The sequence below is a fragment of the Cryomorpha ignava genome (assembly GCF_010686655.1).
In the GTDB taxonomy this organism is placed as follows: Bacteria; Bacteroidota; Bacteroidia; order Flavobacteriales_D; family Cryomorphaceae; genus Cryomorpha; species Cryomorpha ignava.
In genome coordinates, this window is the sequence record NZ_JAAGVY010000013.1 from 17,669 (window position 1) to 38,640 (window position 20,972).

Consider the following 20,972-nt stretch of genomic DNA (forward strand, 5'->3'; position numbering starts at 1 on the left):
ATCTGGACGAAAGTAGGTAATTAAAAGACTCAAGTCTTTCGATCAAGCCAAAAGGCATGGCTTAAGTTGCAGGCATTAGGCTGTTTCTACCAAACTGCTTTCTGTGAACTTTAAAGATTCAGCCGTGCTTTGTTAATAATAAGTGCCACAGCATCGCAACTTAGCGGCCTTGGCGCACCCTGGCGTTTGTGCGGTTTTGACACGCACAACTATTCGAATGCCATTCTATACATTCCGTGTTTATTGCAACTTTAAGCTCTTTTCCACCATATTTTTCTCTAAGCTCGTAGCTTGCAGCTTGCAGCTAAATAGCTATTTTTGCAGACTTGCAACACAAACTATGAAGTACGATTTAAGCGAAATTAATGGCGTAATCAGAGATCGCCGCACCATATATCCCGAAGAATATACTGACAGAATCGTTCAGAAAGAGATGGTTCAACAAATCATTTCAAATGCTACATGGGCTCCCACGCATGGAAAAACACAACCCTGGCGATTTAAAGTTTATAGCGGAGAAGGGCGGTTAAAACTTTTGGAAATTGTGCGAAAGCTCTATACCGATTGTACCCCCGCCGAAGATTATAATAAGCATAAGCTAGCGCGAATGGAACAGCGGATTGAGAGAACTTCTGTATTGATTTTGCTTATTATGTGCCGAACCGAAAATACCAAAATTCCAAAAATCGAAGAAATTGAGGCTGTAGCTTGTGCCGGTCAGAATATGCTGCTCACGGCTGCTGCGTATGGTTTAGGAGGGTATTGGTCTTCGCCAAAATATTTCTACACGCCCGAAGCAAATGCTGCTTTTGGTTTGAAGGACGATGATTTTATACAGGGATTAATCTATCTGGGATACCCGTCTGTAGATTGGCCGAAAAGCCACCGTAAACCGGTAGAATATGTAACTGAATGGATTGATTAATTAATGGCCAATTTTAAATATAAAAACTTTGAAACCCACGAGCGGCAGCGCTCCTATCTCGTGTTTTATTTTTATGCGCGCGATCCCGCCGATTATTTTGAAAGCTTGCTTATCGAACACGATATTCCTTATGAGCGTGGACAAGGAAAAGATTTGGTGAAACGGCATTTAATAGGTGTACACCGCGACCATCACGCAAAAGCCGAGGAACTAAACGACATTACTGGCAATTTTTTCAGAAAGCCGTTTTTGGGAACTATCAAGATGCGCAATGTTGTATTAATTTTTACGTTAGTGATCATAATTCTGGCGCTAATCGGCTACTTTAAGCGGTAAGGGCGTAACAAAATTTGCTGTATTGAGTAAATAAAGGCAACCTTATAACTTTAATGAGTATGCGTTTTTCTTTCACCATTTCTGTCTTTCTTCTATCGTTCTTATCAATTTCTAAAGGGTACGCTATTCATACAGAGCCTGAATCAGTTAGGGATACGGCAACGGCTGTAGTTGTTTACAATGCCGATGCGCGCTTTTTGCCACAGGCAAATTATGGGGTTAAAGAATATACCAGAATGATTGATTCCCTTGTGGTGCTTGATACGGTGCCAGTTTCGTTGGTTAATCAATTGAGCGTTTACAGAATGTTGGCTGATAAAAATGCCGGCGAGCTCGAACTCGTAATTGACAGTATTTTCGATATGGAAAATGTACCGCAACCGGTACTAAATGCCGTAAACATTTACATGACTACAATGGAAGATGCTTTGGCGCAACCTACTGGGTTATATGCTTATGTGCCAGAAAGCACAGCGCCGCATCCTTCTGATTATTTTTACAAGGATTGGAATACGGAAGTACCAAATCCGTACCGAAATAACTTGAGCAAATTTGACTCTACACTGAAGTTAATGCTTGTTGATTCAGCTCAAAATTGTGGATATTATCCACCTTTTGAAGGTGTTGTAACATCTCATTTTGGATGGAGATACGGCCGCAACCACAATGGAATTGATATTGATCTTGAAGTTTGGGATCCCGTTCATTCAGCTTTTGCAGGGGTGGTGCGTGTTGCTAAATATTACCAGGGTTTTGGAAGGGTAGTGGTGGTGCGCCATTACAACGGGCTGGAAACGCTTTACGCACATTTGCACAGATTTAAAGTGCGGCCTGGCGATATTATTGAAGCAGGCGATGTAGTAGGCCTTGGCGGAAGTTCTGGGCACTCCACAGGTAGCCATCTCCACTTCGAAGTTCGCTTTCAGGGCGTGCCCATCAAGCCGTCGTCTCTTATTGACTTTAAATCAAATAAGATTAGAACCAATGTCGTAGCTTTGCAAAAGTCGGGTGCTTTTCTTGCCGTTGCCGCCGATAATGAAACCGGAGTAAAAAAGGTTTATGTTGTAAAGCAAGGTGATTACCTTTACAAAATCGCAGAGAAGTTTGGTACTTCTGTCGATAAGATTTGTACCTTGAATAATATTCAGTCAAAATCGAGTTTGGTGACTGGTCAAAAATTAATTATTGGCACTTAAAGTACTCATAAGGAGTCTTCTTCTCCTATTTTTATTCGCCTGGAGCGCAGAGCAAATCCTTGCTCAAAGTCAAAGAGAATCTATTGAATTAACTGCCGGAATAGAACTTCGCGGACTTTTTCCTGTTTCGTTTTTTACGATGGATTCGGTAAATCTGCTCGAAGCTGATAATAATTTTAATGCCGTTTATTCTTACACCGGCGGAATTGGTTTTGGAGGGGTTATCCGGGTGAAATTTACCGAATTATGGAATCTCGAAACCGGGATCTACTACACCCGTAGGAATTTTGAATACATAGTGCGCGACCCTTCCGTAAGTTTTAATGAATCTACTACCATGAGCACAATCGGCTACGAAATCCCTATTAAGGGCCTTGTTTATATTCAGATGGGAAAGCGGGTTTTTATGGATGTGGCCCTAGGCGTTTCTGCCGATTTCTTTGCCAGCGACACAGAAGTTCAGCGACTTAGTTACAACATTCAAACATTTAAAAATGCTTGGGTGAGACTGGGTGTTCTGGGCAGCATTGGAGCTGAATATCGAACAGAAAAAGATGGTTATTTTTATCTGGGAGCCACTTTTCACCAGCCTTTTGGCAATACTTTTACTACCCAGGTTAATTATTTCCGCGACAATAAGGGTAGGGCCTACTTTCAAAATGGAGAAATAGATGGCACTTATTTTTCTGTTGATTTTAAATATTTATTTCCGCCAAAGCCTCCAAAGAAGGATAAAGTGAATCGTGTAATTCCCAACTGGAAGAATATGAGGTGAAAATCGGCTGCCGGATCATAAAAATAATGACTGTCAAAGTAAAACGGCTCAATAAGCATAAAAAAAGCCGATCCATTGCTGAATCGGCTTTCGAAAAAATATGATTTAGAATTATTTTGTGCTTAGCACAAAGTTCATGTCAATATCATCATAGATAACCTTGTCGCCAAGTCCTTCAAAAAATGAAGAAGAACCATATTTAATGTCCCATTTACTGCGGTCTATTGTAATTTTTCCATTGGCCACAATTCCATTATCCCTTACTGCTACAAAGGCTGGGAATTCAACTTCGTGTGTAATTCCTTTCAGCGTAAGCATACCCTTTACAGTATAATTTGGCATACGGTCTTTAGCGCCTTCAATTGGGGTAAAGCTCGTAGATTTAAATACTCCTTCCGGGTTCTCTTCGGTTGAAAAGAAATCCGGAGAGTGAAGATGTCCTTTAAGTTTCCCATTCATTTCAGCATCCTGAATGTCAGTTACTTCAATGGTTGTCATGTTCATTGTCATCATAGCTTCTACAGGAATTCCGTCTTTTACTGTTACGGTTCCGTCTTTAAGCATTAAAGTTCCGGTATGCATTCCGGTCACTTTTTTACCTGTCCAGAAAATGGTACTTTTTTCGGTATTCACGGTATGCGTTGTCTTCTCGGTGTCGCCGTTTCCGGCAAATGTACTTACTGCAATCAGAGCAGCTGTAATTGTTGTTAGAATCGTTTTCATCTTTTTTTTATTTGGTTTATGATCTAAGCTTGTTTAATAAGCGATTTAATTCTTTGTTTTCGGCATCATCTAATTTGTCAGTCTTCTTGTGTATGGCATAGACTTCCTTTGTGCAATTTGTCAACAAATCTATGCCTGTTTGGGTAAGTACCACGTCAACTTGTCGGCGATCTTTTGGACATTCGCTCCGCACTACCAAATCTTTTGAGCGCAATTTTTCTACTATTCTCGAAGCGTTTGAGCTTTTATCAATCATGCGCTCAATAAGCATATTCACCGTTGCAGGTTTGGGATACTGACCTTTTAGTATGCGCAGCACATTGTACTGCTGCATGGAAATATCATACTTTTTAAAAACACCCATCTGTATATATGTCAGCCAACTGCTGGTATATAAAATATTTACTATGGCGCGTTCGCGCTCATTGGCAAATTCTTTTTGATGAATGGCTTGTTCAATTTCCATACTGCAAATATATGTAGGTACATTTAATTTACCTACATCTTATTGATAAATAAAATTGATAAGGTCATTGCAATCCTTACTTTTGCAGCGATGAATGCAAAAGAATATTTTGGTCAATTGAGCAGTAAGACTGCCGATGTTATAAAGAAACTCAAGTCTCAACTTCTCAAAAACTCGCTTGTTCGCCTTTTCGTATTTTTTATTGCGGTGGCTGGTGTTTACTTCTTTTGGGGAAATACTACTATTATTTTCATAGTCGTTCTCATGTCTATAGCCGCTTTTTTAGTTTTGGTGCGTTATCATTCCGATTTAAAATCGAAGTTGAAAGTAGAGCAGGCGGTATTGTCAAATTGCGAAGACGAAATAAGAATTTTAAATGGCGATTGGCGAGACCGCGAAGAAGGAAAAGAATTTATAGATTCTGATCATTCATACGCTGCAGATCTAAATGTTTTTGGCAAACACGGAATCTTTCAATACCTGAACCGAACCAAAACCAATTTAGCGAAAACCCGTATCGCCGAATGGCTAAAGTCTCCTTTAATAAAACCCGAAGAGATTGAAAAAGAGCAAGAAATAATAGCCGAACTGGCAAAACATCCTGGTTTTTTAATGCGCTTATTGGCTTACGCCGAATTTTTGAAAGCCGATGCTCAACTTTTTGCAAATCTGGAAATCTGGTCGAAAGAGAAGGAGTTCAAACGCAGCAAGGCATTCTGGGCATTCACCAATTATTTTGTGCCCGCGTATGCCATAGTTTCTACCATACTTTTTTCTCTAGATATTTTAACCTTTAATCTATATCTGCTCACTTTAATTTTGCCTGGCGCATTGGTGGGAATGAAGCTAGCAGAGCATCAGAAACGATTTACCAAATTGCTTGAAATCCTTTTTCACGCCGATCAGTTCGGGTCAATGCTTGAGCTCATCAAATCAGAAAAATTTGAATCTAAAGCCGTGCAAGAGTTGCTTTTAAACATGTCGCTCGAAAAAAGCACAAAGGGGATTGCTGAATTGCGAAAAATTGTTGGTGCAGTTGAAAGCCGAAACAATGTATTGGTCTCTATAGTACTTAACTTATTGCTTATGTGGGATTTTCACACCGCGCGTCGGTTAAACAAGTGGAAAGAGACTTATGCATCGCAGGTACCACAGTGGCTTTTACTCGCAAATACATTTGAAACTTACGCCTCATTCGCCATTTTCGTGTACAATCATCCAGCCTATAAGTACGCTGAATTTACGAATAAGCAAGATTTTGAAATGGACAATGCACGCCATATTTTAATGAACGAGAGCGCTGTTGCAAACTCACTTCAAATTGCTAATTCAAAACGTTTTTTTATCATTACAGGTGCAAATATGGCCGGCAAAAGCACTTACCTGCGCACAATAGGTACAAACCTGATATTGGCCATGCGCGGCTTACCAGTAAATGTTTCTGCAATGCGGTTTAAGCCTACCCAATTATTTACTTCTATGCTCGCCGCCGATTCTTTGGGTGACAATGAATCTTATTTTTTTAATGAGCTAAAGCGCTTGCGCCAGATGACTGATAAGCTTGAAGCCGGCCAGCCACTTTTTGTCATTCTAGACGAGATTTTAAAAGGTACAAACTCTGTAGATAAAGCCGAAGGTTCAAAAAAGTTTATGGAAAAGCTACTTAAGCTACCAGTAAAAGGGCTTATCGCTACCCACGATCTTTCGCTATGCAACTTAAGCGAGTTACACCCACAGGAAATTGAAAATAAAAAGTTTGAGGTGCGCTTTGATGGCGACGAACTAGCTTTTGATTACAAACTCGAATCAGGCGTATGCCAAAATATGAATGCCAGTTTTTTATTGAAAAAAATGGGCTTAACCGAGTAACACAGTTTTTAAAATCATTATTATGGACAAAGAATTTTGGTTGGAAATAAAATCACAGGTTATTACTTATCTGACTGCGATAGGTCCTAAGATTCTCTTCGCAATTTTAGCTTTCATTATCGGTGTTTTTCTGATAAAGATACTCATGCGTGTACTTAAGCGCGGATTGAAAAAATCTAGAGTTGAACTGTCATTAAAAACCTTTATTGAGAGCCTGAGTATATTTTTATTTTATGGGTTTTTAATCTTTGGGGTGGGCTCAATAATGGGAATAGAAACCACCTCGTTTTTAGCTGTATTTGGTGCAGTCGGTATTGCAATTGCCCTGGCATTGCAAGGCAGCCTTGCCAACTTTGCCGGAGGAGTTTTAATATTGGTTTTTAAGCCATTTAAAGTAAATGACCTCATACAAGTGAATGGTAATATTGGGTTTGTTCAGCAAATAGATATTTTATACACCCGAATCAAAACCTTTGATGGCAGAATAATCACAATGCCAAATGGAAATGTGTCTAACAGTGATGTTGACAACCGAACAATGGAGAAATACCGACGCGTAGATTTAGACCTCAGGTTTAATTTTGAAGAGAATATAGATGAGCTTAGAATTCTGGTTACGGGTGCTCTTAGAAAGCATCCACAACTGGTTCAAGATCTCCCGGTAGAATTATATTTTAATGAAATAGGCGAATCTGACATGAGGTTTAAGGCTCGCTGCTGGGTTGAATCTGTAGATTATTGGCCGCTTTATTGGGAATTGCTCGAAGGTGTAAAGAAAGACCTTGATGCGAACGGAATTAAAATTCCAATTCCGAAGAAAGAGGTTTTTCAAGGGGATCCGACTATTGCTCTTAAAAAGTAAAGAATAATTTCTTTAAACTTTGTGTGATGAGTCGTGTGGTATAAGAAATATCAACATATTTGCTTCTTCTCGAAGACAGGTTTCAGAAAGTTGATCTTTCTAACACCTTGGATAATCGTTTTGACAATTGATCATTTTTGATCTACTGTACACTTGTCTTTATAAATTTTAGGTGAAATTTCTTCCCAGTCAATTACCAAGAAGCTGGAATTATCATTGTTCTGGCGTATTGACTTTAAAACTTTGTAGTCAAAGTTTAGAAAGGTGAAAAAGCCTGCCTTAATTTCAACATCCTTTATCATAATTTCATACTCGAAAAGACCAGTTAGTTTTGTGTTATAAAGACCGGAAAGTAAATTAGTATCTTCTTCAATTTCACAGAATCCGCGATCAGTTTGAACAAATTTCTTAATGTTTTCAATTTGATTCTTATCACTAAATAATTGAAATAGAAGATTTTCTATTCTGATAGAATCGGGTAAATTTCGGCAAGAAACACTTAATCGACCATCATCCTTGTCATTTTGCGCTAATGGATATGAAGCTGCGTTATAAAACAAAAAAGGCACTAGAATAAATAACAAGCTTAGCATATAATTCATGTTCACAACTTACAATTAGACACTTTCAAGACAAGTGCACCACGGGTTACAGATTAAGCCAAACGCAAAATATAATCATTCTTGGTTGACACCGATTATTTTACGACCATAAGAGGAATAGAATGAACTCCAAACTCTCCTTCTATTACTACTTTATATGCTCCGGCTGAATACTCGTCTACAAAAAGAGAGAAACGTTTGTCTCCATTTACCACACCGCTATAAACAGTTTCTACCAGCCTTCCCGCAATATCTGTAATGTAAATCTTTACATGAATAGGCTGCTGCGTTATTACAGGAATGCTCACCAAACTGCTGGCGGGATTTGGGTAAACCGGATTTAATTTTACGGCTGTAACCTGCTCAATTCCTACCGAATTACCAAGTATTTTAAAAGACCAAAACCCAAGCGGAGCAACAATGGGTCGCACCTGAATTTTACCACTCGCCGCTTCGCCACTCAAATAATATTCAATAACAGTTCCTACTGGCATAGGTGGTATACTTTGAGAAAATTCGCTTGCATTTGCTGTACCGGCAATCATGTTGATCTCTTCAAATCCAATTTCTCCCTCCACGCGCCAGTGCAGTGTCGCCATCGAAATACCCGACCTATGTTCCATTGATGCAGCCACCTCATACGAATTCGCATCATCATACGTGTCTGCGAGAGGCTGGTGAGTAATCAGCAGGGGATCGCTTACACCAACACTATGTGTAATGCAGTGTATCGCTCCGGCAGCTGCTATTATTGCTTCGGGATTGTTATCGCAATCTATTGGTATTAAATTATATCCGGGCAAAAGCTCTGCGTAAATTCTTGCAGCAGTCGTGTCATATTGCTCCCGGTAAGAAGGGTAGAGGTATGATTTATTGACAAAAACACCATTGGTATAAGTGCGGTAATAACCGGCAGGATTGTCGTCGGGATAAAGTCCGCTGCTGCTATTAGGCATGGGTATACGCACTACTTTATAATCGCTGTTAAAATAAGATAGAAATGCGTTGACCACATAATCTATGTTTGCATTAATCTGCGGACCATCTGCTATTCCGGGTGGGTATTCTCCAACGAGCAAAGTCTCCTCATCGATAATTTTGAGGTGCATATCAATATGGTTTATGATATCATATTGCAATGCCGTCATTTTTATAAAATGTGATATCCCTTGAAATTCCTGAAAGATGTCATCAATATCTGTTTCGCTTTTTACGGAAACATTATATGGGTTTCCGAGCTCATTTTCTTCTAGAACCAATTCGCTTGCCCACGCTGTTCCCTGCCCGTCGCTCATAAAATTACCTCCCGTATTTACCAAATCGGTGGGAGAGGAGGTAGTACTGTATAAATTCAGCCCCATGTGATCTGCAAGTTCTTGCGGAATTACATCATCATCAGGTCTTGGGCGATTGTATATCCAGTCAACTAAAAGCAAGGTGTCAACACGATTGCCATACACCGTATTTGCGCCATAGTCGCGTATCCATATACTGTTAAGATCTACATTTACAAAATCAATATTATCAAGATTATTTAAGGGGCCACCGGCTTGACTTCCGGTTAGGTAGTTTTCGGCACTGCCGCAGTTTTCACAAAAAATAATCACTTTACATTCTTCTTTTGCCGCGCGTACTATCTGCTTTAAAATTCCGGGGTAGCCGGTCCATGAAACGGTTAAAGCCTGAATTTCTTCCCATTCGGCCATGGTACGCAAATTCTCAAATTCGGGAGGGGTTTCTATTCCGCGATTTGTTGGGAAATGGTAGGTCTTCATTGCTTCTACTTCGTCAGATGTCAAAAATCTGGGGAGTATTGTTTCGCTTTGCGCGAAAAGGATATTTGCGCTTAGCGCGAAAATAAGTGAGTAAAGTATTTTCATAAGTCATGCAAGATAGGCTTTTATGAAAATCTAGAACCAAAAAAGACCCGAATTTTTTCGGGTCTATAAAAAAGATCACTAAAACAAATCTGTCAAAAAGCTATTTTAATTGATACTTTATTGGCAGACTGTACTGCACCTTTACATTTTTCCCATCTTCTTTACCAGGTTTCCATTTTGGCATTTTCTTCACCACCTCGGTAGCATTTGCCGAAAGGCGCTCGTCAGGACTTCTCACAGCTTTAATATCGCTGGGTTTTCCATCGGTGTCTATTACGAAGCTTAAATAAACGGTTCCTTCCACGCCTTCTTTCTTGCATTCTTCGGGATATTCAATATTATCTCCTAAGTAGGACATCATGGCAGATTGGCCTCCGGGATATTCGGGCATTTCATCTGCTGTTTGATAGACATCTGTACCTTCTATTTTGCTGCTTTCTGTTTTCGCTTCTTGTACATTCTCTCTCGTCATGGGAGCTTCGGACTGTTCGTCTGTGCAGGCATTTAAAATAAAAGCTGCTGCCAATATCGGAATCAAAGCCAGATATTTGGTGTAAGCTAGTTTTCTGCGCGATTGTTTGTTTAACATCATAATTCTGCGTTTTAAAAGTTTAGTTTTTGAAAATTGATGAGCCAATACATTTGGACTGATATCCATAGCCTGACTCAAAAGTATTTTGCTGTACAGCTTGGTGTCGCCGTGCTTTTTTGCAACTACTTCGTCGGCTCTGAATTCATGGGTTGCTTCAAGCGAATGTCGCAAGAGGTAGGTGAGTGGATTGAACCAACAAACGGCTTCAAAAAACCGAAGAATCAAAAGATCGATGCTGTGCTTTTCGCGAATGTGAACTAGTTCGTGATCTTTTATCCATTGGCTGGAAGAAGAATCTATATTTTCTGACCAAATAATTGTGTTGAAAAAACTGGCTGGCGATTTTAATTCAGAGTTGACACATTCATTTATAGCGCCTTCTTTCTGCTTCCTGCCGAGATCTATCAATTTCTTTAAACGGAAGGCTTCAAAAGCGAATGCAATCATGGAAATTCCAAATCCGATAATGTAAATGGCTGTAAATAGTGAAGGCAGATTAGAGCCTACAGGGGTGTGGGCAACGTCTGCTTTTGCAAATATGAGAATAGGTTCTAATTCGATTATTCTCAACACAACCTCCCCTGATTTTCCAAAACTAAGCAGAGGCAGCAGAGCAGAAAGAGTAACAGAACTCAATATAAGCCAGCGATTAACACGGTGATATGGCTCATTTTTGTAAAGGATAAAGTAAGCAACGGCAAATAGTGAGAGGTATAAATTGAGCTCGAGGATATAGATTAGAAAAGCATTCATTTTTCTCCCTCCTTTTTACTTTCAATAATTTTTAGAATTTCGTCGAGATCTTTCATATTCAGGTTTTTTTCTTTAATGAAAAACGAAACTAAGTTAGAAGCCGAACCACTGAAATAGCCTTTCATCATTTGATTCATGCTAAACTTTCGATACTGATCTTTGGCAATAATAGGGCGATAGCGGTGGCTTTTGCCAAAAGCGTCGTGACCTACAAATCCTTTAGATTCTAAAATACGCACGATGGTTGAAACAGTATTGTATGCAGGTTTTGGTTCAGGCATCTCTTCGAGAATTTCCTTCACAAAGGCGTTTTCTCTATCCCAGAGAATTTGCATAACCTGCTCTTCGGCTTTTGTTAATTCTTTCATAAGGCAAATGTAACTAAAAAATTAGTTAATCAACTAAAAAAGTAGTTTTAAATTTTAGTAATGTTATAAACTTACTGATTTTCAGAGTTTAAAATTCGATTACTCGATTAAGTTCAGTGGTCGGAATCTTGTGTTCGCCGGAATAGGTTATCCACTTGGCATGGATATTCAGCGCCGAAAGGTGTTTTTTAGTCTCTTCTATTTGCTTTTCTTTCACAAAAGGATCATCTATTCCAACACAGCAAAGCGTTTTGATTGATTCAAAAGATTTTTTGGCCGCAACAGGTTCCAGGTCGGGAGGGAAAGAGCCCGCCCAGAAAATAGCTTTTTCGGGTTTGTACTTTCCATAAGCTATCCAGCGCGAAGCTGTTGCCACACCTTGAGAAAATCCAAAACAGGTAAATACTTTTTCTGAATTTAATAGTGGTTTAACTGTCGTTTCAAAAACCTGATCGAGAAAATTAACGTAGTCGGTTATGTCGTCGAGCCTCGCTTCTTTAGTCATCCAAGTTGCTCCTACGCGCCCGTCAAATCCATTTAAGTAAAATCGGTAGAGTCCTTCGGGAGCTACAATAAAGTATTCATCAGGATTTAAATGCTCAAAATTTCGGATAAAATATTTTGCCAGCTGACCATATCCGTGCAAAACGAACCAAATATGCTTTGCGGTGTTAGCATTGCCAAAAGTGTAGTACCGCGCTGTTTTAGAAATATTAATTTTGACTTCCCGATTGTCCATGCGCAAATGTATAAAATCAAAAAGAGGTTAGATGGCAGATAATTTTGTTCAGAATATTTACGAAAAGCTCTTTGGGCGGAATGCTTCAGAGAAGTCAGTTGAGGTTTTAGACGGTCCATTAGAAAGAAGCGAATCGTACAACGAGGCGTTTGAGCTTTGGAAGGCTAGCCCTAAAGCCGAAGAAATATTGCAAAGCATTTCGAATGTTTTTTGGAATGTGCGCAGGGATATTGCCTACAGTCCCGGCTTATTCTCTTTTGGCAGCCCACAGGCCAATGGGTTTTACTTCAACACCAAACTGGGTATTTCAGAGTTGGGTTTTAGTTTTTTGCTCGACGCCTTTCGCGATAGCGTGGTAGAAATGGGGTATTCGATTTACACTTCAGATAAGAAGTATGTAGAAGTGCCTGCCGGAATACAGCGTATAGATAAGCATTATCTCAAGCCGATGAATGCAGCAGAACAAAGCGATGTATATGATCAAAAATACGGGAATGTGCTTTTGGAGCTCTACTCCTTAAATGAAGAAGCGCAGTATTTAAAATGTATGGTCAGTGTTTATTCAGATCGAAAATTCGCGGAAGCGCTACCGTTTGAACAATTTGCAGAAGTACTATTTAAAAGCAGCTAAGAAATAACCTGTTTATAATGCTCGTACTGTTCAATGATTTTCTGAACATATCCATATGGCTCTTCACCGCGACAGTATCCATATTTAACCATGGCAGATGTGTAGTACTCGCTTGACGATTTGAGCAGAATACATTCGGCCACATTGTTTTCCCAAACTTGCGGATCGTAGCCTAAATTTAATGCAATGTTCATGGCGTCAATAACGTGACCCAGGCCGGCATTGTAAGAGGCGAGAATAAACTTCATTCGCTCATCCGGATCAAATACACGCTCTTGCCAAAAATCATTTAACCAACTGATATAGAGTATTGCAGCTCGTATGTGCTGCTCTGGGGTAGAAGAGGTATCAATGCCATACATGGCTGCTGTAGCAGGCATAAATTGCATGAGCCCAAAAGCTCCCGCCCAAGATCTGGCGTCTTCTTTAAACTTGCTTTCCTGATACATTTGTGCAGCAAGTAGGCGCCAATCCCAGCCAATGAGTTTGGAGTATTCTTTTAAAAGTTCGTCATAATCGCTAATCCTGTTTCCTTTTAGCGATGAGTACTCGCTATTAAATTTTGCCCACTGCTCTTTAGATGACTTGAAATACTTGTTATAAATATAGGCATAGACTGATTTCTTGCGATCAGAATCAAACCATTCGTTGATTGCATGGAGCAAATTTGGACTGTTTTTGCGCGTGGCCCACGCTATTTGCTGAGGAAAACTTAGTTGCACCGATACATCAATATTCGGGTAATAGGTGGCATTTAATTTGGCGATATTGTCATCAGCTACGGTATAATCAAGCTCTCCTGTCGATACTTTTTTAATGAGTTTTTCAGTGTCGATATACCCCGGCACGCTTACAATATCTATGTCACCGCCAATTTCGCCTTGCAGATTTTCTAGACGGCTAAAAAAAGAGGAGCTTTTATTGACATAAACTTTTTTGCCAATTAAATCGATAGGTGTAACGATCAGCTCTTTGGCAATGTCTTTATTGTTCATTGTTTCCCAACCTTCGGGCATGCGCTGCACCAATACCTGCCTGGTGAAATTATAAGGGTCACTAAAATCTGCGTGCTCCAATCGATTTTTGGTAATAGCCAAATTGCAGGCTATAACGTCGCCTTCGCCCTTATTTAATAAATCAAACATGGCATTCACATCGGGAATAATTTTAATCTCGAGATCTACGCCTATGCTGTTTGTAAAACGCTTCAGAAGTTCGTATTCGTAGCCCATTGGCTGGCCGCGATATACAAAATAAGATGTGGAACTGTTTAGCGTAAGCGCAATGAGTTTGCCACGCTTTTTAATAGCGTCTAAGTCAAACCGAATAGGCTCCTTCCTGATAAAATCTGTGGTTTTTATAAGTGCCCTTTCCTGCACCGAAACGTCGTGCTGGCAGGCAGTGGTAAAGAAAAATAGAACCACGGTGAGAAATACAAACTTGAGTATGTGTTTTTCCGTTTTCATAGCTTGCTTCTTAATAGGGTTGCCCCATGAAGCAATGTATTTTTACGGGTTAAGAATTATAATGTTTCAAATAAGTTTTGATGTGGCGTATTGAAACAGCATTCATTTTTAAATGGGTGGTGACTGGATAGGTGAGATGTTTTATCCTGTGATTTAGATATTCCTAAAATGTAACTCTCTTGTGTAACACAGTATAAAATTTGTCGCTATATTTTATTCGGTAATCAACTGAAGTAATGGCATCTAAGTTGTAAAAGACACATTCCCATTTCACTTCTCTCCCTGCCACAACTTGAACTTGTAAGAAATCCTTACAAGTTGCTTTTTCCACTAATTCACCTTCTAAGATAACTAACTAATGGTTATGTTTAGATGTTTCCCAAGACCGATTTCAATCAACTTATAATAGGTTGAAACCTGGATATCACTAAGGCCGCGTTCAATTCTTGAAATATAGCTTTTTTTCGTACCGGTTCGTTCGGCAAGTTCCTCTTGAGTTAAATTAGCTTCTTTTCTAGCCTCCTTTAGCATATCACCCAATCTAAAAGCAAGAGAATCTGCATCGTATTTGTCGCGCTTTGTAGTTCCTTTTCTTCCATATTTTTTAACCAGTAAATCTTCAAAATTAGTTACATTTTTCATTTCAGCCGTATTTCTCTTTTGAATATTCTTTTTTTAGTCTTTCCGCTAATTTTATATCCTTTCTAGGCGTTTTTTGAGTTTTCTTTAAGAAGCAATTCGCCAGTACTACAACACTTCCTTTATCGAAAAAACATAATAGACGGATGCTTTTGAAAGTTGTGATGACTCGAGCTTCATAAATTCCATCAGTGTTTTCAAGAAGTTTAAAGAACTTTTTCGGAACTTGTCTTTCAAATCGTATCAAGTCTAAAACAAATTCAATCTTCTCTTGGATTTTCTCTTCCTGTCCAATATAGAAATCAGCGAAATAGTTTCGATATGATATAATCTGACATATTACAAGACAAAGTTAACTAATTAGTTTACAAAATCGATCTTATTCTAAGAAATCATTATTCAACTCGTTGCCATACATCCGGTTTATTTCATTCTCCAATTGCGGGAAAAATTCTTGAAAATGTTGATTTAGCGCCGTGTAATTAGCATCAAGCGCCTCAAGTCCTTTTTCCATATTCGATTTAAAAGTCGCTCTTCTGGAGAGGCCTTTAAGCGCCCTGTCAATCCCTTCTTTTTTCGAGTAGTTATAAAGCCAGTCATGCAGTTTCATATAATGTAGAATGCGTAATGCCTTTTCGTTCATCACTTGTTCGTTGGTAGATAAGACAGCATAAACATTATTGACAAATTCAGCCAGGGGAATTTTAGAATACAAGTGCCAGTTAATAGCCAGAAAATGATCGTAATAAACATCTTGAACCACTGCTGCATACTTGCTAAACCATGGATAGAGCAATTTTCGCGTTTCGAGCACAATGGGATGCGAATCTGTGTAAGTATCAATTGATCTGTGAATTTGAATACCTAATTTTACCGCTTCGGGATATTCATCAGGTATTACGCCGTTAATTGTATCGGCAATGAAATTACCGACCATCACAGGTTCTGAATGAAAAGAAAGGTATTGATGCGCCAGAAAATTCACGTTTGCCTAAATTTGATTAAACCGTTTGTGTAAATCAACAAAAAATAATTCGCTAATCGCACTATATTCGTTTCTATAATGAGTGATGAAAAGTCAATATATTGGATGTCGCAGATAGTGGGATGGTTTTTATTCATCCTCCTTATCCTGTTTCAAAACATGCTTACAGGCCCTGTTGATGTTGGTATTTTGGTTTTCCTGATTTTGAATTTCTGTGTAGGTCTCACCCTATCGCACCTAATGCGCATAGCGATTATAAAATTTGGAATGCTGCGAATGAAAATCTCTCGGGTATTGCCCCGAGGTATTCTTCTCTCTATTCTTACTGGAGTGATTGCAACACTAATTATTGCTACAGCCCAAGACCTTATTTATCAAAGTTCTACAGCTTGGCTTCTGCTTTCGCCCATGGTCTTAATCGAATTGATTATACCCTTTACAATGGTGTTTTTAATATGGAATGTATTCTATTTTGCCGCCATTTATTTAAAAAATTACGAACGTGAAGAGATAAAAAATTTGAGGTTAACGGCTTCGGTCACAGAAGCGGAGCTTCGCAACTTGCGAGCCCAGCTAAATCCGCACTTCATGTTTAATGCATTAAATAGTATTCGCGCCTTGGTAGATGAAGATCCGGCAAAGGCTAAAACAGGTATTACTCAAATGAGTAATATTTTGAGGAGTAGCCTTACGAGCGGAAGAAGAAAATTTGTAGCCTTAGAAGAGGAAATGAAAGTAGTGCGCGACTATCTAGATTTGGAGAAAGTTAGATTTGAGGAAAGACTCAATTTCAGCTTTTCCATTCCGGAAAATTTATTTAAAGTACACATTCCACCACTTCTTGTCCAAACTCTCGTAGAAAACGCAGTTAAGCACGGCATTAGCCAATTGCCTAATGGGGGTGACATTCGTGTATCGGTAGTTGAAAACCCAGATGGAATGATCGAGCTCAACGTAATAAATACAGGAACCTACAATCCCAAGAGGGCCAATGACGATGCCAACACCGGAATTGGACTTGATAATTCCAGAAGGCGATTAAATTTGCTGTATGGAAAAGAGTCGGGCATTAGCATTGTGAATGAAAATAAAACCGTGGTTTGCAAATTGGTATTTCCAGTAAGAACTAAAATAACTATTGAAAATGAGAACGCTGATTATTGATGATGAACGTCTTGCGCGCAAGGAATTGATCTCGCTGCTTGAGAACTATCCAGAGATTGAAGTGATAGGGGAGTGTGCTAATGCCACCGAAGCCCGCGAATCAATTCATACACTTAAACCCGATTTAATTTTTCTCGACATCCAAATGCCGGGAGAGAGTGGCTTTGACCTGCTGGAGACATTGGAATGCCATCCAAAAGTGATTTTTGTTACTGCCTTCGACTCTTACGCCATTAGAGCATTTGAAGTGAATGCACTCGATTATATTTTGAAACCAGTTGATGATGATCGGCTTGCCGCAGCAATTAAGAAGGTGCAAAATGACAGTGGAGAAGGTTCTGAAGAAAAAGATGACGTAGAAGGTGGAGAAGGAGAGAAGCAATTAAAAATGGACGATCAGATTTTTTTAAAAGATGGTGAGAAATGTTGGTTTGTGACATTAAAAAATATCCGTTATTTTGAATCTGAAGGCAATTACGTGCGGGTTTTTTTTGATAGCAGCAAACCACTAATTCTTAAGAGCCTCAATAATTTAGAAAAGCGGCTCGACGAGCGGGATTTTTTTAGGATAAACAGAAAATTTATAGTTAATTTAAAGGAACTTATTCACATTGAACCATGGTTTAATGGCGGTCTTCAAATTAAGTTGAAATCGGGTGAAACCCTTGAGGTTTCTCGTAGGCAGGCTTCCCGATTTAAAGAACTTCTGAGCTTGTAGCTGAGGTTATCCACCTTGATTTGTGAATAACCTTTTTTCTAGTCTTTGTTTCAATATCCTTTATGGTTTAAAAAGTCATGTTGGTAGAATTTCTCTTGTTTTTCTGCTAAAAAACGCGAACCTTCGACAAAGAATAAAGGTATTATATGATTTCAAAACACTATTGGATGGAGCCACTTATACGACAGAATACGAAATCAACACCGTATGTACACCTTGATGTTACATCAAAGACTTATGTTATAGGTGGGCGATCTATCCCTATTGATGCTGAATTGTTTTACAAACCCATTTTAAATTGGCTTGATCGATTCTCTGAATCTCAGCCAAAAGGCAGATTGCAATTCTGTTTCAGGTTTGACTTTTTTAATATTGCTTCTTCTAAAAGGGTTCTTTTCATTCTTTATCGTTTACTCGAATTAAGAAAAGAGGGGTGGGTAGTGTCAGTTTTGTGGATGTACGAAAAGAATGATTTTGATATGCTCGAAATTGGTCAGGATTACTCCTACATGATCGAAGAACTCCCTTTTATATTTGAAGAGTTTGATATTGAAAAACTTAAAGTTGAAAGGTTTCTTAAGTTGGGCTAACCTCTATTCTACAAGGTTTTAAATTCTTCATATTCTTCTTACCTTTGCGCCACAATTTCAGATCATGCGCATCGTAAAAGACATTCCACATCCGCGATTTAAGATTACTGTTTTTTCGTGGAATAACAAATACATTATAAAAATTGAAGATGCTCATCTGGAGCAGATTTACAAAATTGACGAGGCACAGGTTTCCAGTCTCGCCGAATTTGAAAACATTCTTTCAACACCTTTTTTACTCAAGGTTTTAAAACGATTTTCTGATATGAGCGAAGATTTTAGCGAAGCCTGGAATTATCGTTTTTCTACTTCAAACTCAAAATAAATTAATGAATATTAAATCTATTGCGCAGTTATCACTGCTCACGATGCTTGGCATTTCACTTTTTTCGTGTAAGCAAGAACAGGCGCCCCAAACAAATCCGGTTTCAACTAATGGCGATACTCTTTCTACAAAGAGAGCAGTAGAAGGCAACGATCTGAAAGTGGCTTTTATTTATGGAGATACTGTAAATACACGGTATCAGTTTTTACTCGATGCTGAAGCAGAATTAGAGTCTGAACGCAAACGTATAGACAGAAGGTTGCGAACCAAACTTGAAGAAGCTGAAAAACGCGCCGGAGAATTGCAGCGAAAAGCACCTACAATGACTCAAAACGAAATGCAGCAAGCCCAAGCTGAGTTGCAAAATCTCGATTTGGAAATGCAGCAGTATCAGGAAAAACTGGGTCTGGATTTCAGAAAAAGAGAGACTGAGTTGCAAACAGAATACATTAGCAAAGTAAATGCTTATCTGGAGAATCACAATGCTGATGGACAGTATGATATGATTCTCAATTTTCAGAATGGAGGCAATTTACTTTGGATAAAGCAAAAGTATAATATTACCGATGAGGTGATTGACGGACTTAATGAAGCGTATCAGAACGACTTGAACGCTAAGAAATCTGACAAGGCAAAACCGTAATATGCTGCATATAGCAAAAGAAAAAAAAGCCGAAAATATTGCCGAATATTTGCTCTTTATGTGGCAAATGGAAGACTTGCTGCGCGGTGTTGATTTTGACATCCTGAAAATTGAAGAGCAAATTTTCGGAGAGATGGAAGATGAAGAAATGCGCAATGAAAATCTGGTGTGGTTTAGCAAACTTGCCAAAGACATGCGCGCAGAAAAATTGGAGGTGAGCGGTCACCACCACGAGAGCAACGAAATTCTTGGCGAGCTTATGCTGGTGCAACAAACTTTGCTCACTACCATTGATGATAAATCATTTAAAAATGCATACGCTGAGGCAAAACCTTTATTAGCTGAGTTTAAACTCAAAGCAGATAAAATTCCGAGAAACGATATTGAAACAGCTCTTACCGCTATTTACGGTGTACTTACTCTTAAGCTGGCCAAAAAAACAATCAGCCCGGAAACCCGGGCTGCTGTTGATAAGTTCAGTACCTATATCAGGTCGCTAACACGGGCATATCACTTAATGCTCGCCGGGAAGCTTCCAATGAGGAATTAATTACTTGAAGTATCGAAAGTCTTCGCCTGCTTTAATATTCATAAGCGTTTCGTAAATCAGCTTAATGACGTTTTCTACATCGTCTTTATGCGTCATCTCTACTGTTGTGTGCATATAGCGAAGTGGGAGAGAGATCAGAGCAGATGCCACTCCTTTTCCCGAATAAGCAAAGGCGTCAGTATCAGTTCCGGTACTTCGGCTCGCGGCTGCTCTCTGAAATGGAATTTTTTCAGCCTCGGCAGTGGCGATAATTTTCTTGAGTAAATTGTTTTGAACTGCCGGCCCATAGGTCAACACTGGGCCTTTTCCGCTATGTAAGTCACCCTGCTCAATTTTATCTATCATCGGTGTTTGAGTGTCGTGGCATACATCGGTTACAATTGCTACATCAGGCTCAATTCTACGGCTTATCATCTCGGCTCCCCGTAGTCCTATTTCTTCTTGTACGGCATTTACAACATACAGTGTAAATGGAAGTTTCGTCTTATTCTCCTTCAACATGCGCGCCACTTCGGCTATCATAAACCCACCCATTCTGTTGTCGAGGGCACGGCCTACATAGTATTTATTGTTAAGCATCATAAACTCATCTTCAAAAGTGGCTACACTTCCTACATGTATTCCCAACTTCTCTACTTCTTCTTTTGTGTTGCAGCCGCAATCGAGAAATATATTCTTCATTGATGGTGCCTCATCTTTACCACCTGGCGCCGTATTTCTGGTATGAATAGCAGGCCAGCCGAAAACTGCTCTTACAGGACCTTTGTCAGTATGTATAATTACACGCTTGCTCGGGGCTATCATATGATCTGAACCGCCATTTCTGCGCAGGTAAATAAAGCCTTTGTCGTTAATGTAATTTACATACCAGCTTATTTCGTCGGCATGAGCCTCTATAGCAACTTTGTATTTTTGTCCGGGGTTTATTACCGCTGCTACAGAGCCGTATACGTCTGTTTCAAAATCATCGATATAAGGTTTTATATAATTCAGCCAAAGCTGTTGTCCTTTTGTCTCAAAGCCTGTAGGTGAAGCATTGTTTAAATATTTTTCGAGAAAAGTTAAACTGTCTTTTGATAGAATAGATTTTTTAGCCATTGATTTATTTTTGTTCAAATGTATAATAATACCGCCAAGAGTCTAAAACTCTAAGGGGTTAATGTAACCGTAGCGCC

25 protein-coding genes are annotated in these 20,972 nt (G+C 39.2%); 13 read left to right on the forward strand and 12 right to left on the reverse strand.

Features of this window, described 5'->3' with window-relative positions:
* The first annotated feature begins 340 nt into the window (after positions 1-340).
* From G3O08_RS08840 to G3O08_RS08855, 4 genes are read left to right on the forward strand one after another with little or no spacing between them, the layout of a single operon-like run.
* On the forward strand, positions 341-925 hold the full coding sequence (locus tag G3O08_RS08840) for a nitroreductase family protein (protein WP_163285002.1): 585 nt from the start codon (positions 341-343) through the stop codon (positions 923-925).
* A 3-nt stretch (positions 926-928) separates the two neighbouring features.
* Positions 929-1,261, forward strand: a complete 333-nt coding sequence (locus G3O08_RS08845) for a hypothetical protein (RefSeq protein ID WP_163285003.1) — start codon at positions 929-931, stop codon at positions 1,259-1,261.
* A 59-nt stretch (positions 1,262-1,320) separates the two neighbouring features.
* A complete protein-coding gene (locus G3O08_RS08850) occupies positions 1,321-2,457 on the forward strand; it encodes a M23 family metallopeptidase (RefSeq protein WP_163285004.1) in 1,137 nt (378 codons plus the stop codon).
* The gene (locus G3O08_RS08855) at positions 2,447-3,232 is read left to right on the forward strand and encodes an outer membrane beta-barrel protein (protein WP_163285005.1); all 786 of its coding nucleotides are present in this window, start codon (positions 2,447-2,449) and stop codon (positions 3,230-3,232) included. The genes G3O08_RS08850 and G3O08_RS08855 overlap by 11 nt, the downstream gene beginning before the upstream one ends.
* A 111-nt stretch (positions 3,233-3,343) precedes the next feature.
* Here G3O08_RS08855 and G3O08_RS08860 read toward each other — a convergent pair whose 3' ends face one another.
* Positions 3,344-3,955: a YceI family protein gene (locus tag G3O08_RS08860; RefSeq protein ID WP_163285006.1), complete on the reverse strand. Its 612-nt coding sequence runs from the start codon at positions 3,953-3,955 to the stop codon at positions 3,344-3,346.
* A gap of 16 nt (positions 3,956-3,971) precedes the next feature.
* Complete coding sequence (locus G3O08_RS08865) at positions 3,972-4,421, reverse strand: MarR family winged helix-turn-helix transcriptional regulator (protein ID WP_163285007.1); 450 nt, start codon at positions 4,419-4,421, stop codon at positions 3,972-3,974.
* Positions 4,422-4,463: 42 nt separating this feature from the next.
* On the opposite strand from G3O08_RS08865, the gene G3O08_RS08870 reads away from it, so the two are divergent.
* Both G3O08_RS08870 and G3O08_RS08875 read left to right on the forward strand, forming a co-directional pair.
* Complete coding sequence (locus G3O08_RS08870; RefSeq protein ID WP_163285008.1) at positions 4,464-6,290, forward strand: MutS-related protein; 1,827 nt, start codon at positions 4,464-4,466, stop codon at positions 6,288-6,290.
* A gap of 22 nt (positions 6,291-6,312) precedes the next feature.
* Positions 6,313-7,152 (forward strand): mechanosensitive ion channel family protein, encoded by an 840-nt coding sequence (locus tag G3O08_RS08875; RefSeq protein WP_163285009.1) that lies wholly within the window; start codon positions 6,313-6,315, stop codon positions 7,150-7,152.
* Between the two features lie 131 nt (positions 7,153-7,283).
* Here the strand turns inward: G3O08_RS08875 and G3O08_RS08880 are convergent, their stop codons facing one another.
* The 5 genes from G3O08_RS08880 to G3O08_RS08900 all read right to left on the reverse strand — a co-directional run bounded on the left by G3O08_RS08880 (position 7,284) and on the right by G3O08_RS08900 (position 12,086).
* Complete coding sequence (locus G3O08_RS08880; protein ID WP_163285010.1) at positions 7,284-7,754, reverse strand: hypothetical protein; 471 nt, start codon at positions 7,752-7,754, stop codon at positions 7,284-7,286.
* 95 nt (positions 7,755-7,849) lie between these two features.
* Positions 7,850-9,634: an agmatine deiminase family protein gene (locus G3O08_RS08885; RefSeq protein WP_163285011.1), complete on the reverse strand. Its 1,785-nt coding sequence runs from the start codon at positions 9,632-9,634 to the stop codon at positions 7,850-7,852.
* Positions 9,635-9,734: 100 nt separating this feature from the next.
* Positions 9,735-10,979 carry a M56 family metallopeptidase gene (locus tag G3O08_RS08890; RefSeq protein WP_163285012.1) on the reverse strand — a complete coding sequence of 415 codons (1,245 nt, stop codon included), beginning with the start codon at positions 10,977-10,979 and terminating at the stop codon, positions 9,735-9,737.
* Positions 10,976-11,347 (reverse strand): BlaI/MecI/CopY family transcriptional regulator, encoded by a 372-nt coding sequence (locus tag G3O08_RS08895; protein ID WP_163285013.1) that lies wholly within the window; start codon positions 11,345-11,347, stop codon positions 10,976-10,978. The genes G3O08_RS08890 and G3O08_RS08895 overlap by 4 nt, the downstream gene beginning before the upstream one ends.
* 88 nt (positions 11,348-11,435) lie before the next feature.
* Positions 11,436-12,086: an alpha/beta hydrolase gene (locus G3O08_RS08900; protein ID WP_163285014.1), complete on the reverse strand. Its 651-nt coding sequence runs from the start codon at positions 12,084-12,086 to the stop codon at positions 11,436-11,438.
* Positions 12,087-12,117: 31 nt separating this feature from the next.
* On the opposite strand from G3O08_RS08900, the gene G3O08_RS08905 reads away from it, so the two are divergent.
* Positions 12,118-12,717, forward strand: a complete 600-nt coding sequence (locus G3O08_RS08905; RefSeq protein ID WP_163285015.1) for a hypothetical protein — start codon at positions 12,118-12,120, stop codon at positions 12,715-12,717.
* Here the strand turns inward: G3O08_RS08905 and G3O08_RS08910 are convergent.
* The 4 genes from G3O08_RS08910 to G3O08_RS08925 all read right to left on the reverse strand — a co-directional run bounded on the left by G3O08_RS08910 (position 12,714) and on the right by G3O08_RS08925 (position 15,807).
* A complete protein-coding gene (locus G3O08_RS08910; RefSeq protein ID WP_163285016.1) occupies positions 12,714-14,183 on the reverse strand; it encodes an MltF family protein in 1,470 nt (489 codons plus the stop codon). The two genes, G3O08_RS08905 and G3O08_RS08910, sit on opposite strands and share 4 nt — an antisense overlap.
* Positions 14,184-14,534: 351 nt before the next feature.
* On the reverse strand, positions 14,535-14,825 hold the full coding sequence (locus G3O08_RS08915) for a helix-turn-helix domain-containing protein (protein ID WP_163285017.1): 291 nt from the start codon (positions 14,823-14,825) through the stop codon (positions 14,535-14,537).
* Between the two features lies 1 nt (position 14,826).
* Entirely contained in the window at positions 14,827-15,162 is a 336-nt protein-coding gene (locus G3O08_RS08920) for a type II toxin-antitoxin system RelE/ParE family toxin (RefSeq protein ID WP_317164050.1), read from the reverse strand.
* Positions 15,163-15,201: 39 nt separating this feature from the next.
* A complete protein-coding gene (locus G3O08_RS08925) occupies positions 15,202-15,807 on the reverse strand; it encodes an acyl carrier protein phosphodiesterase (protein ID WP_163285018.1) in 606 nt (201 codons plus the stop codon).
* A 78-nt stretch (positions 15,808-15,885) separates the two neighbouring features.
* On the opposite strand from G3O08_RS08925, the gene G3O08_RS08930 reads away from it, so the two are divergent.
* The 6 genes from G3O08_RS08930 to G3O08_RS08955 all read left to right on the forward strand — a co-directional run bounded on the left by G3O08_RS08930 (position 15,886) and on the right by G3O08_RS08955 (position 19,797).
* Complete coding sequence (locus G3O08_RS08930) at positions 15,886-16,971, forward strand: sensor histidine kinase (RefSeq protein WP_163285019.1); 1,086 nt, start codon at positions 15,886-15,888, stop codon at positions 16,969-16,971.
* On the forward strand, positions 16,952-17,689 hold the full coding sequence (locus tag G3O08_RS08935; protein ID WP_163285020.1) for a LytR/AlgR family response regulator transcription factor: 738 nt from the start codon (positions 16,952-16,954) through the stop codon (positions 17,687-17,689). The genes G3O08_RS08930 and G3O08_RS08935 overlap by 20 nt, the downstream gene beginning before the upstream one ends.
* A 167-nt stretch (positions 17,690-17,856) precedes the next feature.
* A complete protein-coding gene (locus tag G3O08_RS08940) occupies positions 17,857-18,279 on the forward strand; it encodes a DUF1987 domain-containing protein (RefSeq protein WP_163285021.1) in 423 nt (140 codons plus the stop codon).
* A 64-nt stretch (positions 18,280-18,343) separates the two neighbouring features.
* Positions 18,344-18,604: a hypothetical protein gene (locus tag G3O08_RS08945; RefSeq protein WP_163285022.1), complete on the forward strand. Its 261-nt coding sequence runs from the start codon at positions 18,344-18,346 to the stop codon at positions 18,602-18,604.
* A 4-nt stretch (positions 18,605-18,608) separates the two neighbouring features.
* Positions 18,609-19,247, forward strand: a complete 639-nt coding sequence (locus tag G3O08_RS08950; RefSeq protein ID WP_163285023.1) for an OmpH family outer membrane protein — start codon at positions 18,609-18,611, stop codon at positions 19,245-19,247.
* Position 19,248: 1 nt separating this feature from the next.
* On the forward strand, positions 19,249-19,797 hold the full coding sequence (locus G3O08_RS08955) for a DUF4924 family protein (RefSeq protein WP_163285024.1): 549 nt from the start codon (positions 19,249-19,251) through the stop codon (positions 19,795-19,797).
* Here the strand turns inward: G3O08_RS08955 and G3O08_RS08960 are convergent, their stop codons facing one another.
* Positions 19,798-20,895, reverse strand: a complete 1,098-nt coding sequence (locus G3O08_RS08960; protein ID WP_163285025.1) for a M42 family metallopeptidase — start codon at positions 20,893-20,895, stop codon at positions 19,798-19,800.
* Between the last annotated feature and the right edge of the window lie 77 nt (positions 20,896-20,972).

What these genes read in the sequence shown, in the direction of transcription:
- G3O08_RS08840 (WP_163285002.1), top strand. Translation starts at nt 341, where the DNA reads ATGAAGTACGATTTAAGCGAAATTAATGGCGTAATCAGAGATCGCCGC.
- G3O08_RS08850 (WP_163285004.1), top strand. Translation starts at nt 1,321, where the DNA reads ATGCGTTTTTCTTTCACCATTTCTGTCTTTCTTCTATCGTTCTTATCA.
- G3O08_RS08895 (WP_163285013.1), bottom strand. Translation starts at nt 11,347, where the DNA reads ATGAAAGAATTAACAAAAGCCGAAGAGCAGGTTATGCAAATTCTCTGG.
- G3O08_RS08935 (WP_163285020.1), top strand. Translation starts at nt 16,952, where the DNA reads ATGAGAACGCTGATTATTGATGATGAACGTCTTGCGCGCAAGGAATTG.
- G3O08_RS08910 (WP_163285016.1), bottom strand. Translation starts at nt 14,183, where the DNA reads ATGAAAACGGAAAAACACATACTCAAGTTTGTATTTCTCACCGTGGTT.
- G3O08_RS08905 (WP_163285015.1), top strand. Translation starts at nt 12,118, where the DNA reads ATGGCAGATAATTTTGTTCAGAATATTTACGAAAAGCTCTTTGGGCGG.
- G3O08_RS08865 (WP_163285007.1), bottom strand. Translation starts at nt 4,421, where the DNA reads ATGGAAATTGAACAAGCCATTCATCAAAAAGAATTTGCCAATGAGCGC.
- G3O08_RS08875 (WP_163285009.1), top strand. Translation starts at nt 6,313, where the DNA reads ATGGACAAAGAATTTTGGTTGGAAATAAAATCACAGGTTATTACTTAT.
- G3O08_RS08930 (WP_163285019.1), top strand. Translation starts at nt 15,886, where the DNA reads ATGAGTGATGAAAAGTCAATATATTGGATGTCGCAGATAGTGGGATGG.
- G3O08_RS08860 (WP_163285006.1), bottom strand. Translation starts at nt 3,955, where the DNA reads ATGAAAACGATTCTAACAACAATTACAGCTGCTCTGATTGCAGTAAGT.
- G3O08_RS08915 (WP_163285017.1), bottom strand. Translation starts at nt 14,825, where the DNA reads ATGAAAAATGTAACTAATTTTGAAGATTTACTGGTTAAAAAATATGGA.
- G3O08_RS08940 (WP_163285021.1), top strand. Translation starts at nt 17,857, where the DNA reads ATGGAGCCACTTATACGACAGAATACGAAATCAACACCGTATGTACAC.
- G3O08_RS08900 (WP_163285014.1), bottom strand. Translation starts at nt 12,086, where the DNA reads ATGGACAATCGGGAAGTCAAAATTAATATTTCTAAAACAGCGCGGTAC.
- G3O08_RS08950 (WP_163285023.1), top strand. Translation starts at nt 18,609, where the DNA reads ATGAATATTAAATCTATTGCGCAGTTATCACTGCTCACGATGCTTGGC.
- G3O08_RS08945 (WP_163285022.1), top strand. Translation starts at nt 18,344, where the DNA reads ATGCGCATCGTAAAAGACATTCCACATCCGCGATTTAAGATTACTGTT.
- G3O08_RS08845 (WP_163285003.1), top strand. Translation starts at nt 929, where the DNA reads ATGGCCAATTTTAAATATAAAAACTTTGAAACCCACGAGCGGCAGCGC.
- G3O08_RS08960 (WP_163285025.1), bottom strand. Translation starts at nt 20,895, where the DNA reads ATGGCTAAAAAATCTATTCTATCAAAAGACAGTTTAACTTTTCTCGAA.
- G3O08_RS08885 (WP_163285011.1), bottom strand. Translation starts at nt 9,634, where the DNA reads ATGAAAATACTTTACTCACTTATTTTCGCGCTAAGCGCAAATATCCTT.
- G3O08_RS08890 (WP_163285012.1), bottom strand. Translation starts at nt 10,979, where the DNA reads ATGAATGCTTTTCTAATCTATATCCTCGAGCTCAATTTATACCTCTCA.
- G3O08_RS08955 (WP_163285024.1), top strand. Translation starts at nt 19,249, where the DNA reads ATGCTGCATATAGCAAAAGAAAAAAAAGCCGAAAATATTGCCGAATAT.
- G3O08_RS08880 (WP_163285010.1), bottom strand. Translation starts at nt 7,754, where the DNA reads ATGAATTATATGCTAAGCTTGTTATTTATTCTAGTGCCTTTTTTGTTT.